Annotated in this window: 11 protein-coding genes; 1 reads left to right on the plus strand and 10 read right to left on the minus strand. The window is 63.0% G+C overall.

Features of this window, described 5'->3' with window-relative positions:
- Entirely contained in the window at positions 1-942 is a 942-nt protein-coding gene (locus tag E2K80_RS03660; protein WP_238475645.1) for an ABC transporter permease, read from the plus strand.
- A gap of 154 nt (positions 943-1,096) precedes the next feature.
- Here E2K80_RS03660 and E2K80_RS03665 read toward each other — a convergent pair whose 3' ends face one another.
- Genes E2K80_RS03665 through E2K80_RS03710 form a run of 10 tightly spaced genes read right to left on the minus strand, consistent with a single transcriptional unit; the run spans position 1,097 to position 14,139 of the window.
- A complete protein-coding gene (locus E2K80_RS03665) occupies positions 1,097-2,992 on the minus strand; it encodes an ABC transporter ATP-binding protein (RefSeq protein ID WP_135372881.1) in 1,896 nt (631 codons plus the stop codon).
- Positions 2,989-4,815: an ABC transporter ATP-binding protein gene (locus E2K80_RS03670; protein WP_135372883.1), complete on the minus strand. Its 1,827-nt coding sequence runs from the start codon at positions 4,813-4,815 to the stop codon at positions 2,989-2,991. Before E2K80_RS03670 ends, E2K80_RS03665 begins: the two co-directional genes overlap by 4 nt.
- Positions 4,816-4,860: 45 nt before the next feature.
- On the minus strand, positions 4,861-6,276 hold the full coding sequence (locus E2K80_RS03675) for a dihydroorotase (protein ID WP_135372885.1): 1,416 nt from the start codon (positions 6,274-6,276) through the stop codon (positions 4,861-4,863).
- Entirely contained in the window at positions 6,273-7,706 is a 1,434-nt protein-coding gene (locus tag E2K80_RS03680) for a hypothetical protein (RefSeq protein ID WP_135372887.1), read from the minus strand. The genes E2K80_RS03675 and E2K80_RS03680 overlap by 4 nt, the downstream gene beginning before the upstream one ends.
- Positions 7,703-8,890: a pyridoxal phosphate-dependent aminotransferase gene (locus tag E2K80_RS03685; RefSeq protein ID WP_135372889.1), complete on the minus strand. Its 1,188-nt coding sequence runs from the start codon at positions 8,888-8,890 to the stop codon at positions 7,703-7,705. The genes E2K80_RS03680 and E2K80_RS03685 overlap by 4 nt, the downstream gene beginning before the upstream one ends.
- Positions 8,891-8,893: 3 nt before the next feature.
- Positions 8,894-10,129: a metal-dependent hydrolase family protein gene (locus E2K80_RS03690; protein WP_135372891.1), complete on the minus strand. Its 1,236-nt coding sequence runs from the start codon at positions 10,127-10,129 to the stop codon at positions 8,894-8,896.
- A 12-nt stretch (positions 10,130-10,141) separates the two neighbouring features.
- The gene (locus E2K80_RS03695; protein ID WP_238475646.1) at positions 10,142-11,308 is read right to left on the minus strand and encodes a M24 family metallopeptidase; all 1,167 of its coding nucleotides are present in this window, start codon (positions 11,306-11,308) and stop codon (positions 10,142-10,144) included.
- Positions 11,305-12,393, minus strand: coding sequence for an Ldh family oxidoreductase (locus tag E2K80_RS03700; protein WP_135372893.1), 1,089 nt, complete (start codon positions 12,391-12,393; stop codon positions 11,305-11,307). Before E2K80_RS03700 ends, E2K80_RS03695 begins: the two co-directional genes overlap by 4 nt.
- On the minus strand, positions 12,393-13,271 hold the full coding sequence (locus E2K80_RS03705; RefSeq protein ID WP_135372895.1) for a DUF4438 domain-containing protein: 879 nt from the start codon (positions 13,269-13,271) through the stop codon (positions 12,393-12,395). Before E2K80_RS03705 ends, E2K80_RS03700 begins: the two co-directional genes overlap by 1 nt.
- 1 nt (position 13,272) lies before the next feature.
- Positions 13,273-14,139: a DUF4438 domain-containing protein gene (locus E2K80_RS03710; protein ID WP_135372897.1), complete on the minus strand. Its 867-nt coding sequence runs from the start codon at positions 14,137-14,139 to the stop codon at positions 13,273-13,275.
- Between the last annotated feature and the right edge of the window lie 159 nt (positions 14,140-14,298).

Below are 14,298 nucleotides of genomic sequence, written 5' to 3' on the forward strand. Positions count from 1 at the left end.
ATGACGGATACAGCACCGGTTCCGGGGAAGGATGACATGGCCATGGGTGCCGAACGCCAGGGTCTGTCTTACCGGCAGAAGGAACTGCGCCGGGCCTTTGAAAGCATGGTCACCAGCCGTTGGGCGCTGATCGGTATGCTGATCCTGCTTGTGGTGACATTCGTGGCGATCTTCGGCCCCTGGCTGGCGCCGTTCGATCCGAACCGGCAGAATATCATGATGCGCCTGCTGGAACCGGGGCAGCCGGGGGCGGGGGATCTGACCTATTGGCTGGGCTCGGACCAGTTGGGCCGGGATGTGCTGTCGCGGCTGCTATATGGCGCGCGGGTGTCCCTGCTGGTGGGGGTGGCCGCGATTGCCGTGGGGGGCACTTTGGGCACGATTGCCGGGCTTGTGTCGGGGTATTTCGGCGGCTGGACCGATGATATCATCATGCGGCTTGGCGATATCCAGCTGGCCTTTCCCTTCATTCTGCTGGCGATCATGTTTCTGGTCGTGCTTGGGCCGGGATTGATGAATATCATTCTGGTTCTGGGGATCGGCCAGTGGATCACCTATGCAAGGATTGTCCGCGCCCAGACCCTCAGCCTACGCGAAAAGGAATATGTCGAGGCCGCGCGCGCCATGGGCGACAGCACGGTGTCGATCCTGTTTCGCACGATCCTGCCCAATATCATCGCGCCGCTGACCGTCATCGCCTCGTTCAATGTGGCCGGTGTGATTCTGTCCGAGGCGGCGCTGTCATTCCTGGGTCTGGGCGTGCCGCCCTCGGTGCCGACCTGGGGCAGCATGCTGTCGGAAAGCCGCGATCATCTGTTGTCGAACAAATGGTGGCTGGCGGTGTTCCCGGGGCTGGCCATCGTGTTCACGGTGCTGGCCTTCAACATCATCGGCGACTGGTTGCGCGATTTTCTGGACCCGCGGCTGAAAGAGAATGGCTGAAGCGGGTTTTGAGGCAGATTGAATAACACCCTCGCGGGTGTGGAAAACTCGAGTTTTCCACACGGAATTCTGGAGAATTCCGCCTTGCCTCCCCCGCATCTTGCAAGGCCTTCAACAGGTCATGGCCCAAGTGAAAAGCGGGACAGTTCAAGGGTCACGTCGCCCCGGTTTCGCCGGCGTCGATGCCAGTTTCGGGCAGATCATCGAAAGAGGCGTAATTGACGCTGTAGAGCCGGGCATACAGCCCGTTCTCAGCCATCAGTTGATCATGATTGCCCTGTTCCAGAACCTCACCTGCCTGAAGCACGATGATCTTGTCGGCATCGCGGATCGTGGCCAGACGGTGGGCGATGACCAGCCCGGTCCGGCCCGTCAGCAGCGTGACCAGAGCCTTCTGGATCAGCATTTCGGTATAGCTGTCGATGCTGGCTGTGGCCTCATCGAGCACCAGAATGCGGGCATCCGCCACCAGCGCACGGGCAAAGCTGATCAATTGCCGCTGCCCAAGCGAGAGGGTGCCGCCGCGTTCGCCCATCACGGTCTCATAACCAAAGGGCAGGGCGATGATGAACTCATGCGCCCCCACGGCTTTGGCGGCGGCGATCACATCCTTTTCGGTTGCGTCGGTCTTGTTGTAGCGGATGTTTTCCATCAGCGTGCCGCTGAACAGATAGGGTTCCTGCAACACCATCGCGATCTCACGCCCGATCGAGGCCTGGGTGACATCGCGCACATCCTGCCCGCCGACCAGAACCTGCCCCTCCTGCACATCATAAAACCGGTTGAGCAGGGACATCGCGCTTGATTTGCCCGACCCGGTAGGCCCCACCAGCGCGACGGTTTCGCCCGGGTTCACCGTGAAGCTGACATTTTTCAGAACCGGCGTATCGGGGGCATAGCCGAAGGTGACATTGCGAAACTCCACCGCGCCATCCATGTCATGGGGCAGATCGACAGCGCCGGGCGCATCCTTGATATCCACCCGCACATCCAGCACGTCGATCAGCCGCTGGCCCGAGGCCATGGCGCGCTGCATCACCGAATACTGCATGGTCAGCGACCGGATCGGGTCAAAGAACCGCTGGATATAGAACAGGAAAGCGACCATCACGCCGACCTCCAGCCGCTGATCCAGCACCATCGAGCCGCCGACAACCACCACCACCGCCATGGCAATGCCGGTCAGGCTGTCCACGATGGGGATCATCACCTGCGCGTATTTCGAGGCTGTCCGATGGGCCCGCAGGGTGGCCATGGCCTTGTCGGTATACAGGTCGAAATTCACCGGCTGGCGATCCATGCTTTGCACCGTGCGCACCCCGTGGATCGCCTCGGCCAGCGCACCATTGGTGACAGAATTCGCCTCATGCGCGGCCATGAACGCAACCCGCGCACGCGGCAGCCAGATCACCCGGACCAGAAACAGAACCGGCAGCACACATAAGGTCAGCAGCCCCAGTTGCACATTCAGCCACAGCATCGAGATCACGATCCCGAACAGCAGCACGATATCGCCCACCGACAGGACCGAGGTTTCCAGAAATTCCTGCATCGCATTCACATCGCCCTGCAGGCGCGACATCAGGCGGCCCACCTCGGTCTTGTCCATGAAGCTGAGCGAGACATCCTGCAAATGGCCGAACATCGCCGTGCGGATATCGAACAGAACATCCTCGGCGGTTTTGCCCACCACGCTTTCCTGCAACCAGGCCGCGCCGTAATTCAGCCCGATGGCGAGCGCAAAGGCGATCATCGCACCGGTCAGGGCCCCCTGGCCCGCCGCATCGCCGGTCAAGCCATCGTCGATGGCCTGACGAATGATCAGCGGAATGGCCAGTTGTGTCCCGGTAAAGACCAGCACAGCCAGAACCGAGATCAGCAATTGCCGTTTGTAGGGGCGCACAAAATCCCAGATCCGCATCAGGATATTGCGGTCAAAGACCCGGCCGAACATCTCCTCCTCGATCCGGTGCGATCCCACGACGGCGCGGGGCGGACGGCGGCCATTGTCGCGAATATCGCCGCGTTCGACTTCCAGCTCTTCGGTCATTGGCTCTGCCCTCCGGTTTCGGGACGGATTTGCAGGTCATGCAGCGCCCGATACCGCCCGCCCTTGGCCAGCAGATCCGCATGGCTGCCTTCCTCGACGATCTGCCCGTTCTCAATGAACAGAATCCGGTCCGCATGCATCAGCGAATTCAGCCGATGGGCCACGATGATGGTGACCCGTTCGCTGGCCTGGGCCTGAATCGTGGTTCTGATCCGCTCTTCGGTGCCCGCATCCACGGCGGCGGTGGAATCATCGAAGATCAGCACCGCCGGGCGCAGCATCAGGGTGCGCGCGATGGTCATCCGCTGGCGCTGCCCGCCCGACAGCGACGCGCCGCGTTCGCCGACCACGGTCCTGTAGCCGGCAGGCAGGGTGGCGATGAACTGATCCAGCTGTGCCGAGGCGCTGGCATCGGCGATCCGCGCGGGCGGGGCCCAGGGGTCGCCATAGGCGATGTTGTTTTCAAGGCTGGTGGTGAACAAAAACGCATCCTGCTGCACCACCACCACCGCCTGACGCAGCGAGTGCAGGGTGACATCGCGAATGTCCTGCCCGTCGATGGTGATCCGCCCCCGGGTCACGTCATAGAAGCGCGGGATCAGATGGGCGATGGTGGATTTGCCGCTGCCGGGCGGGCCGATCAGCCCGATGGTCTCACCACGTTTTGCCGAAAAGCTGAGCCCTTCAAGGGTCGGCGTAGCGGCGGCGGGATAGGTGAAGCCCAGATTCTCGACCCGCAGGCTGCCCTCGGTGATTGTCAGATCCGTGGCCTCCGGCGCATCGGCGATTGCCAGATCCAGATCCAGCAGGGCAAACACCCGTTCGCCACAGGTGGCGGTGCGGGCGAAGGAATTGACCAGCATGCCCAATTGCCGGACCGGCATTTGCAGGATCGTCATGAAGGTCAGAAAGGAGGTGAGCGTGCCAACGGTGATCTCGCCGGCGATGACCTTACCGCTGCCGACCCAGAGGACCAGCCCCATCGCCGCCAGAAACGAAAACGTCATCATGCTGGTGTTGCGCACCCGGATATCCACCCGCTCATGGGCCAGTTCCAGCGCGCTTTCCGAGGCCTCCCCGTATTTCGCCATCTCGTGGGATTTCGCCGCAAAGGCCCGGACCACGCGAATGCCGCCCAGATTTTCCTCCATCACCCGGCTGAGCACCGAGAGCCGGTTTTGCAACTCCAGCCAGGTGCCGCGCAGTTTCAGTTGCGTGACCGAGGACCGCCAGGCGACAAAGGGCACAAAGCTGAGCGCCAGAAGGCCCAATGCCAGATCGGTCGACAGCAGCAGATAGCCGCCGATCCCGATCAGAATGCCAAGCAGAACGATGCGCACCAGACCGGTGGAAAAGAACATCCGCACGCCTTCAAGATCCAGCATGCCAAGGGTGATCAGATCGCCCGAATGCATCCGGTCATGAAAGCCGAAACTCAGCCGCTGGATTTTCTCGTAATAGGCCAGCCGCAGCATATAGCCTACATTATGGCCCACGCTTTCGCTGAAATAGTTCTGAAAGATGGTGAAAACCCCGCGCGTCACCCAGACGGCCAGCACCAGCCAGGCCGTTGTCCAGAGCGCGGCACTGGCAGCCTCGGCCCCCGCCGGGTCAGACACCAGCGCCTGGGTCTGATCCACCGCGCGGCCCAGAAGAACCGGCACCAGCAATTGCAGGCTTGCAGCCGCCAGGGTGGAGGTCAGGGCGATGGCCACCATCCAGGGCGTCTGAAGCGCCAGCCCGGTCACCCGCCTGATCGTCTGCAGCCCGCTTTTCCAGCCGACTGTATCGGTCGGGCGCATGATTTCGTCAGCCCGTGCCATACATATCCTCCCTCGCAAGCGCAAAGGAGGGTCAGGCCGGGCGTGTCAGCCCGCCGCTACCGCAATTTGCGCGTCATGTTCCGGCGGTGGCGTGACAAATTCACCCGCGCCTTGTGGCCCCGTGACATCCCCGTCAAGGAATACGGTACGGCCTTTCAGGATCGTCTGGCAGACCCTGCCGCGCAGGCTGCGCCCTGCAAACAAATGGGCCACCTCGCGGGCATGTGTGTGGAGCATGTCAGACGAAAGCACCGTTTCAGAGGCCAGATCGACAAGGGTCACATCCGCGGCGCTTCCCGGCATTAGTGCCCCCTTGAACGGGTAGAGTCCATAGCGCTTTGCGCCATTTGCACAGATCAGATCATGGGCGCGTTTCAGGTTCAGGCGGCCTTGGGCGACCGCATCCAGCATCGCGGGCAGAATGAACTCGATCCCGGGCACGCCCGGGGGCGCGGCCGGAAAATCGCCCTCGGCGGCCTGTTTTTCGGCGCGCGAAAACGGGGCATGGTCGGTGGTGACATAATTGATCACCCCATCCGCGATTGCCTGCCACAGCGCATCCTGATCGGCCTGATGGCGGATCGGCGGGTTGACCTTGGCATAGACGCCCGCGCGGCGGACATCCTGTTCGGTGGCAAACAGATATTGCGGGCAGGTCTCGGCCGTGAAATCCGAGGTTCCGGCGAAACCGCGCAGCACCTGCACTGTCTCGGCAGAGGTGACATGGGCGATATGCAGTTTCGCCTGTGCGGTGATGTTCATCGCCAGCAGTTTGGCCACGGCCACCGCCTCGCAGATCGCCGGGCGCGAGAGACCATGGGTGGCGGCATCGCCCGGGTCCAGCGCCTTGGCCTGTGCCTCGAAATGCGCCAGCAGCCCGGCGCTTTCCGCATGGACAACCACGGGGCGGCCCGTGCCCGCAAGCAGGGTGAGGGCGCGCAGCTGATCGGCCTCATCGGGGAAGGCCAGACCGTCGAATTCATCGGCGCGGTTGGCGGGCGCGGGCGTGGTGAAGATCTTGAAGGCGATGGCGCCCAGATCCAGCATCCGGTCGCGCGAAGCCTCGGTCAGATCGCCCGGGGCGGCATAAAGCGCGAAGTCGATCACCGCGTTGTCGCGGAAATGATCGCGGCGGCGGGCGAATTCCCCGGGCGTTGAACAGCAGGGTTTCGAGATCGGCATCTCGAACAGCGTGGTCACGCCGCCTGCTGCGGCCGCCCGGGTTTCCGACAGAACCGTGCCGCGTTCGGGATAGGCGGGCGCGCGGACATGGAAATGGATATCGACGATGCCGGGCAGAACGGTTTTGCCCGTGGCATCAACCCGGTCTGTGGCCCCGGGGGCGCTGCCCGGGCTGTAAAGCCCCGCAACCCGGCCATCTGCGATGCCCAGATCCACCCGGTGCAGCCCATCGGGCAGGAGCACCTCACCCCCGGTGATCACCCTGTCGAGCGCGGTCACGTCTTCAACCCCAACTCGTCCAGCGCCTTGGCCACGCCATCAAGATTGCTCAGATGCATCGAGGCGTAATTGGGCGACAACACCACCCCATGCCCACCCGCGCGATAGGTCGCCATGACCGAACGATAGGCGATATCGGGGGTGCATTTCGCCTGATCCGCGCGCACCCGGGGCGCATCGATGCCCAGCCCCATGAACACCCTGGCCTTGCCATGCACCCCGCGCAGCGCATCGGCGCATTGGCCATAGACATAGGTATCCGGGTCCATGCCCTGCTGGATCACCTGATCCAGAGGGGCCTCCGTCAGACCCAGTATCGCCTGCAGGACGGCGGCGGCGGTGACCGGGTCGAAATCGCGCAGGATGGTCTGGTGGAAGACCCCGAATTCCTTGTGCCAGATTTCGCCCGACTGGTGCTGATAGGTGATCGGCTTGACCCAGTCTGCATAAAGCGTCTGTTCCTCCCACGGCCATTGGGCGCGGCGGAACAGATTGAAATGATTGCGGTTCCAGACATTGAGACCGAAGGGCAGATCGGGTTTGCACCATTTGACCAGCCCGTAAAGTTCCCGATCCAGATCCTTGTTCCGTTCCAGCCAGAACCGTTCCCAGATCAGGATTTCGGGGTGGTCCATCAAGGTGCGGATGAAGGTGATGAACGCGCCATCGTCAAATTCCTGACCGGCAATCGCGGCCTGCATGAAGTCATACATCGCGATGCAACCGCGCCGGCAGGCCTCCACATCAATGCCGCGCGCCAGCGCCTCGGCCCGGGCGGCATCGGAAAAATCGCCCGGGGCCTGGCCCTGCATCATCTGGTCCAGCGGGCTGTTGCGCTCATTGCACCACATGATCCCGTCAATGTCGTAATTGCGCACCTGATCCTCGATGATCGCATGTATCCAGTTGCGGTAATCTGGGTTCGAAGTGCTGGGCTCATCCTTGCGGCGGCCGAATACATCCACCTCCATACAGGTGGCGAGATTGGGGATGTCGATAGTGTTGACCGAGCCATGGCCCGCATATTTGAAGAACGGCTCCATCAGTTCGACATAGAGTTTCATGCCGCGCCTATGGGCTTCGGGCAGGACCAGACCGAGGATGTCGATCCCCTCCATCTCGGCATCCCTGGCGCGGAAATCCTTGATGATCGTCTTGGAATAGAAGCGCGGATCGGGGTTGAAATAGGCGCCGCCCTTCATGGTGAAGGGTTCGGGCACCCCGTGATCGGGCCAGCCATCCAGCGCATGGGCAATGCTGCGCCCGGTTTTCAGGCCAAGCCAGCTGACAGTGCCCAGCATCAGCACATTGACGCCGACACGGGTTTGCAGCGTGTCCAGAACCGTATCGACCCCTTCGTCGATAAAGCTGATCGGGCTGACCTGAATGCCGACGAATTTATCCTTCGGGTCGGGGGCCATATTGCTCATGCTGCCGCCCCTTTATGCGCGTCGATGAACCCCTTGATCCGCCCCATCGCCTCTTCAATCAGCGGCAGTGGCTGCAGGTAGGAGATGCGGATGAAATCGCTGTCGGGTTCGCCGAACATATCGCCGGGAAAGACCATCACCCCGGTGTCGCGCAGCAGGGCCTCGCAGAACGGTTTGGCCGTCATGCCCGTGGCCGAGATATTGGTGTAGATGTAAAACGCCCCGCCCGGCGCGCCATAGCTCAGCCCCGCCTCGGTCAGCGCCGCCATCAGATAGGCGCGGCGGTCCCCATAGGCTGTGAACATGGTCTCGATCTCGTCCTGCGGGCCGGTCAGGGCGGCCAAGGCGGCATGTTGCGAGATCGTGCAGGTGTTGATCGACAGGGTGTGGCGCGGTTCGGTCAGTGCCTCCACAAAATCCGCAGGGGCCGCCATATAACCGACCCGCCAGCCGGTCATCGCATAGGTTTTGGAAAACCCGTTCAATGTGATGGTCCGGTCTTTCAGGCCGGGCAAGGTGGCGATCGACAGATGTTCATGGGGCGGATAGATCAGCCTGGCATAGATTTCATCGGCGATCAGCAGAATGTCATGTTTGACGGCCAGATCCGCGATTTTGCGGATCACCTCAGGCGGTGTCACCGCCCCGGTGGGGTTGTTGGGAGAGACCAGAACGAACATCCGGGTCCTGTCGCTGATCCGGGCCTCGATCTCACCCACATCCAGGGCAAAATCGTCTTTCTGATAGGTGGGCACCGGGATCGGGATGCCGCCACATAGATGCACCGCCGTGTCATAGGTGGTGAAGCGGGGCGAGGTCACCAGCACCTCGTCGCCCGGCCGGACCAGCCCCAGCATGCACAGCATGATGCTTTCCTGCACCCCGGCGGTGACGATGATCTCATCGGCGGTATAGGACAGCCCGTAATCCGCCCGCAGCCTGTCGGAAATCGCCTGTCGCAGGGGCGCCATCCCCGTGGGGCCGGTATAATGGTGCTGATTGTCATCCAGCGCGGATTTCGCCGCCTCGACAATATGGGCCGGTGTGTGAAAATCCGGGTCGCCCCGGCCCAGAGCGATCACATCGTCCCGGCCCGCGGCGATGTTCAGCATCCGGGTGCGAAAGGCGCCGTCTTCCTCGACGATGCGGGGCGCAAGGCGGTCCAGCAGAAGAGAATTTGCCATGGCTCAATGCATCCTTTTTCCGTCGATGAAAGTCATCGTGATCCTTTCCAGCGCGGCCAGATCCTGATCGGGCTTGCCATCGACCACGATCATATCGGCCAGCTTTCCGGCCTCCAGCGTGCCCAGCCTGTCGCCATAGCCGTTCAGCGTTGCGGCGCGGGCGGTGATGGCGCGCAGCGCATCCAGATTGTCGGGGCAGACGCCGATCTCGACCATGAAGCCCAGTTCCGGCACGATCCGGTCATGTTCCACCGCCGGGCTGCCTGCATCGGTGCCGAACACAATCGGCACACCGGCCTTTGCGGCGCGCACCAGCCCGTCAAACCGGGTCTTGTCAGCCACGGCTTTCTGGCGTTCCTCGATCTTCCATTCGGGAATGCCGAAGGCGCGGGCGATTTCCGGGTTGGCCTGAATGACAAGGGCCGAGAAGGTGGTGACGATGGGCAGGTTCCGGTCCAGCAGGATCTGGATCGTCGCATCACTCATCGAGCCGCCATGTTCCACGCAATCGACGCCGAATTCGGCCACCCGCGCGATGCAGTCATTATAGGTCGCATGGGCGGTGATCGGCAGGCCGTTGCGATGCGCCTCGTCAATGACGGCGTGAAGCTCCTCATCGGTGAATTCCAGCGTGTCATGGCAGGCCATGATCTTGATCAGATCGGCGCCGCCCTTGACCTGGTCACGCACCGCGCGGCGCATCTCATCGGCGCCCGAGGCTTCGCGGCAGACCCAATAGGTATGCCCGCCGGTCTGGATGATGCTTTCGCCCGATACCAGCAGGCGCGGCCCGGGAAAGATGCCCTGCGCCACCGCCTGTTTGGTGAACAGATTGGCGTCATGCACCCCCAGATCGCGGACCAGCGTGATGCCCGCGCGCAGGGATTTGAGCATATTGCCCGCCGCCTTGTAGGCGCGGATTTCGGGCGGGTCGAACATGCTTTGCTGGCTCAGCTCATGAATGCCGTCCCAGCTCAGATGCGCGTGGCTGTTCATCATGCCGGGCATCAGGGTCTGGCCCGCCGTGTCGGTCACCTGCGCGCCCTGCGGTGCGCGTTTCAGATCGCCGCGCGCGCCGGTGGCGGCAATCTTCCCGTCTTTCAGATGCACATAGCCATCTTCGATCACCTGATCCCCGACGCAGGTGATCACGCGGCCATAGAACAACCGGTTGACACGCGGGGCGTCGAACATCGGCTTGGTGATCTTCTGGTATTTCCAGGCGGCGGGTTCGGGCATCTCCGGGGCTCCTCAGATTGCGATAACGCGGACGTCGATCGGGGTGTCGGTCTGAAACCGGGAGGGGATATCCACCCCGGTTTCGGTCACGATCATGGTGTTGATGGTGCGGTATCCGTCACGGCCCGGGCGGTAGATGCCGGGCTCGTTGGAAAAGATCATACCGGGGCAGATCTGTGTCTGATCGCCGGGGGCAAGCCAGGGGGCTTCATGGCCTTCCAGCCCCATGCCATGGCCGATCCGGTGGCGGATCGCATCGCCAAGACCGGCGGCGCGCAGTCGGTCAAGCGCGGCATCATTGACTGCGGTGCAGGTCTGATGCGCGGCGCAGGCGGCGATGGCGGCGTCATTGCAATCGGCCATCGCCTGCATGATCCGGCGCTGTTCGGGGCTGATCTCTCCCACAACAAGGGTCACGCCGCTTTCCGCGTGATAACCGCCAAGGCTGGCCCCGATCCCGGCAATCAGCGTGTCGCCGGGGCGTGGCACCCGTTCCAGCACCGCGCCATGGGGCAGGGCGGCGCGCGGCCCGGAATGGACCGAGGCGGTGATGCCCATGGGTGTCCCGGCAAAAGCGTGTTTGTGGCGGTCCATCAGCGCGCCACGCGCATGAGACATCGCGGCGGCCATCAGATCGGCCTCGGTCCCGCCCTGCGAGATGATGTCGCCCGCGACGGTGTGCAGACGGGACAGGAACAGATCGGCAAAGCCTGCGGCTTCGACCGTCAGGGCAATCTCTTCGGGGCGCTTGAGGCTGCGTTCGCGCATCGCGTGATCCGTCAGGTCAAGCCGGTGCAGCGCGCCGCGTGCGGCCTCCAGATACACCGCATCCAGATGGTCGATGGCGATGGTCTTGCGGCCGATCTGCGCCAGCATCCACAGAACCGCCGGTGTTTCCCCCGGGAATTCCTCATAGAATCGCAGATCACCCAGCCCGGTGCCTTCCGCATTCTCGCGTTCCAGCCCGGGCAGCATCAGGATCGGGTCACCCGAGATAGGCAGCCAGAGACCCATGGGGCGTTCATTGGCCGACAGGAACAAGCCGGTCGCATAGGCCAGATTGGGCGCGCGCAACAAAAGCAGACCGTCCAGCCCGGCGGCGGCGGCCCGTGCGCGCAGCCGGTCGCGGGCTGCGGCGAAAAACCCCGGGGTCAGCGGCTTTGGGGCCGTCCCGGTCACAGGGTTGCGCCGCGATAGGGGCCGAGGCCCTCCAGCGTGGTGTTCAGCCCAAGCTCCCGCCCAAGCGCCTGCATATCGGCCAGCACCAGATCATCAATCGGCACGCCGTTTTCCGATTTGGCGGCGGTGCGGCGGGCCTCCTGCTCGCCGGGGACGAGGATTTCGTCAAAGCCCGGGCGCGGCGCGCGGCTTTTGGCCATCTGCACGAATTGGCCCATCCGCGCGGCATAATCATCGGGGTCCATGAACCATGAGATGTCGATGGCGGTGAAGCTGTGCGACACATCCAGTTTCATCGGGTCGGCATAGGGTGTCAGCCCGAAACCGCCACCCGACAACACCCCGGTCAGCGCCTCGGTCATGAAGGCCAGCCCATAGCCCTTATGCCCGCCGATCCCCAGAAGCGGACCGTTGAGCGCGGCGGCCGGATCATCCGTTTCCGCGCCCTCTGGCGTGATCGCCCAGTCCAGCGGCATCTTTTTCCCCTCGCGGATATACCAGTTCATCATCCCCTTCCCGGCGGTGGTCAGCGCGATGTCCAGCACCGTGGGAAACCCCTGATCCGAAGGCGCGGCGATGGACCAGGGGTTGGTGCCGGTCACCCCTTCACGCCCGCCCCAGGGCGCCATTTCGGGGCCTGCATTGGTATAGGCGATGCCGATGCAGCCCTGATCCAGCGCCTGACAGGCGTGAACTGCACTTGACCCGTAATGGGTGGAATTACGCATAATCACCGTGCCGATCCCGCCGTCCTTGGCCTTTTTGATCGCCAGCGCCATGGCTTTGGCGGCGGCCACGGTTCCGATCCCGTTATGGGCATCGACAAGGGCCAGAGCCGGGCCTTCCTTTATAATCGACCAGCCCGCGCGCGGGTTCACCTCGCCCTTGCTGATCCGGTCATGATAGCGCCGCAACCGGGCGACGCCCTGGCCCTGACCGGGATGGAACCTGAGTTCGGAAAAGATCAGCGCATCGGCGAAAATGCCTGCATCCCCGGCGGTCAGGCCAAGCGCCTCGAACCCTTCGGCGACGAATTGGCGCAACGCGCTGCGGTCGATATTGGTCATCGCAATGGGCTGAGACATCAGGCGGAGATCTCCAGCAGATCGGCGATATTCGTGCCCGGCGCGTCAAAACAGCCAAGCTGGCCCGCGGGGGCCGTCATCACCACGGTCATGCCGGGGCCATAGCCCGCGCGCGGGCCGTCGGTCTGCCCGACAATCCCGATGCTCATCGCACCCCTGAGATAGCCGTGATTATAGCGGCTGTCGGCATCCTGGATCGCCACCAGATCGCCAAGCCGCAACGTGTCGAGCCCGTGTTTTGCAAGTTCCGCCCGGTCACTGGACTGGATATGGAGTGACCCGCCTTCGGATGTCAGGCCGGCCCCGGCGCCGACAAAATGCGGCGGGACAATTGCACAGATGCCGATCTTCAGCACCCCGTCCTCAACCCGTTTGGGCAACAGATCGAACAGGGCAGGGGAGAGCGATTTGAACGCCACATCCGGCATGTCGGGCAGGGCCAGACCGACGCCTTCGCTTTTCACCAGAATCTGGTCATCGACGGCGATCCTGCGCCGGGTCTCCTGATCGAAATGGATGATCACCTGATCGGAAAACCGGCCCGATTTGCCGGTCACCACCCCGCGCGCGCCTTTTGCGGCCCCGCTGGTGATCATGGCCTCATTGCCGACACAGGCAAAGACATTCAGCCCCCGGTTCTTGTTGGCATCGGGATGGGCGATGCTGACCGAGGGGTGGATGCAATCGCCCGACCAGCCAAAGGCGCTGTCGCCGACGGTGACATTATAGACGATGCCGCCGAATGTGGGCCACAGAAAGGGCGTGCCATCTGCTGTCAGACGATAGGGTTCGGCGGGCAGACCGGACAGGGCCGGGTTCGCGACCTGGCCCATGACCGAGACGGTGACGATATCGGCGGCGTTGGTTTGGATGGGCATGTCAGTCTCCAAGGTCAAGCAGGGTGGCAAGGTTTGCGGCGGGGTCGATTGTGAAGTCGATTTCCCCCGCCCGCGCTGTCATCAGCGTCAGTATCCCCGGGCCATGGCCGGTCATCACGCTGTCGCCATGGATGCACAGACAGATCGAAACGGCCCCCTTTCGGTAGGACCGGCCCCAGTGATGATCCGCGTGGCGGATGGCGATCAGATCGCCAAGGCGCATCTTGTCGATGCCCAGCTCTGCCATCAGCGTCCGGTCGCCCGACATCAGGTCCTGATCCACATATTCCGAGTTCAGTTCCGCACCCGATCCCATGATGCGGATCGGCAGTTCCATCGCGACATTCACATGCAGCCGGCCCGGCGCGACCTCGGCGATACCCATGGCGTGAAACAGGCGTGGGCTCATCTTTTTCAGGGCGATACCGGGGTAATCGGTCAGCGCCAGACCCTGGCCCAGAGCCGTCACCTGAATGCGGTCGCCCGGGGCCATCACCGCATGGGCCTCGGGCGCGAACTGCACCAGAATGCGGGCATGTTCCCCCACCACGATGCCGCGTGCGCCTGCGGCCATCCCGCTTGTGACCAGCGCCTCATTGCCGATGCAGTTGAGGTAATGCAGCGCGTGATGCCGGCCGGAATTGGCATCATCATCAATCGACACGCCCGGTTCCACATGGTCGCCCGCCCAGCCAAAGGCGCGGTCGCCGCAGCGCACATTATAGGTGATGCCATACATGCCCGGCAGAACCGTCGCGCGCCCGTCGGGATGGGGAATATACTGGCCCGGCCGCACCGCCGGTGTGGTGATCACGCCGGCAACGGCCATCTCGACCAGGCTGGTTTCATTGGTGGTCAGGCTTGGCATCGGGGCGTGGCTCCTTTGCTGGGTTTGGCGGCGGGCAGACAGCAATGTTTTGGTTTGACTTCCGCTGGCTTCCTTGCCATCAGTATATTGTCGACATTGCTCTTGTCCATCTGGGATACACGAGCAGAATGGAGTGTCAAGCACCCTGCGCCCGGCAGG

Source organism: Rhodophyticola sp. CCM32 (assembly GCF_004751985.1).
Lineage (GTDB): Bacteria > Pseudomonadota > Alphaproteobacteria > Rhodobacterales > Rhodobacteraceae > Rhodophyticola.

What these genes read in the sequence shown, in the direction of transcription:
- E2K80_RS03660 (WP_238475645.1), top strand. Translation starts at nt 1, where the DNA reads ATGACGGATACAGCACCGGTTCCGGGGAAGGATGACATGGCCATGGGT.
- E2K80_RS03665 (WP_135372881.1), bottom strand. Translation starts at nt 2,992, where the DNA reads ATGACCGAAGAGCTGGAAGTCGAACGCGGCGATATTCGCGACAATGGC.
- E2K80_RS03670 (WP_135372883.1), bottom strand. Translation starts at nt 4,815, where the DNA reads ATGGCACGGGCTGACGAAATCATGCGCCCGACCGATACAGTCGGCTGG.
- E2K80_RS03680 (WP_135372887.1), bottom strand. Translation starts at nt 7,706, where the DNA reads ATGAGCAATATGGCCCCCGACCCGAAGGATAAATTCGTCGGCATTCAG.
- E2K80_RS03685 (WP_135372889.1), bottom strand. Translation starts at nt 8,890, where the DNA reads ATGGCAAATTCTCTTCTGCTGGACCGCCTTGCGCCCCGCATCGTCGAG.
- E2K80_RS03690 (WP_135372891.1), bottom strand. Translation starts at nt 10,129, where the DNA reads ATGCCCGAACCCGCCGCCTGGAAATACCAGAAGATCACCAAGCCGATG.
- E2K80_RS03700 (WP_135372893.1), bottom strand. Translation starts at nt 12,393, where the DNA reads ATGTCTCAGCCCATTGCGATGACCAATATCGACCGCAGCGCGTTGCGC.
- E2K80_RS03705 (WP_135372895.1), bottom strand. Translation starts at nt 13,271, where the DNA reads ATGCCCATCCAAACCAACGCCGCCGATATCGTCACCGTCTCGGTCATG.
- E2K80_RS03710 (WP_135372897.1), bottom strand. Translation starts at nt 14,139, where the DNA reads ATGCCAAGCCTGACCACCAATGAAACCAGCCTGGTCGAGATGGCCGTT.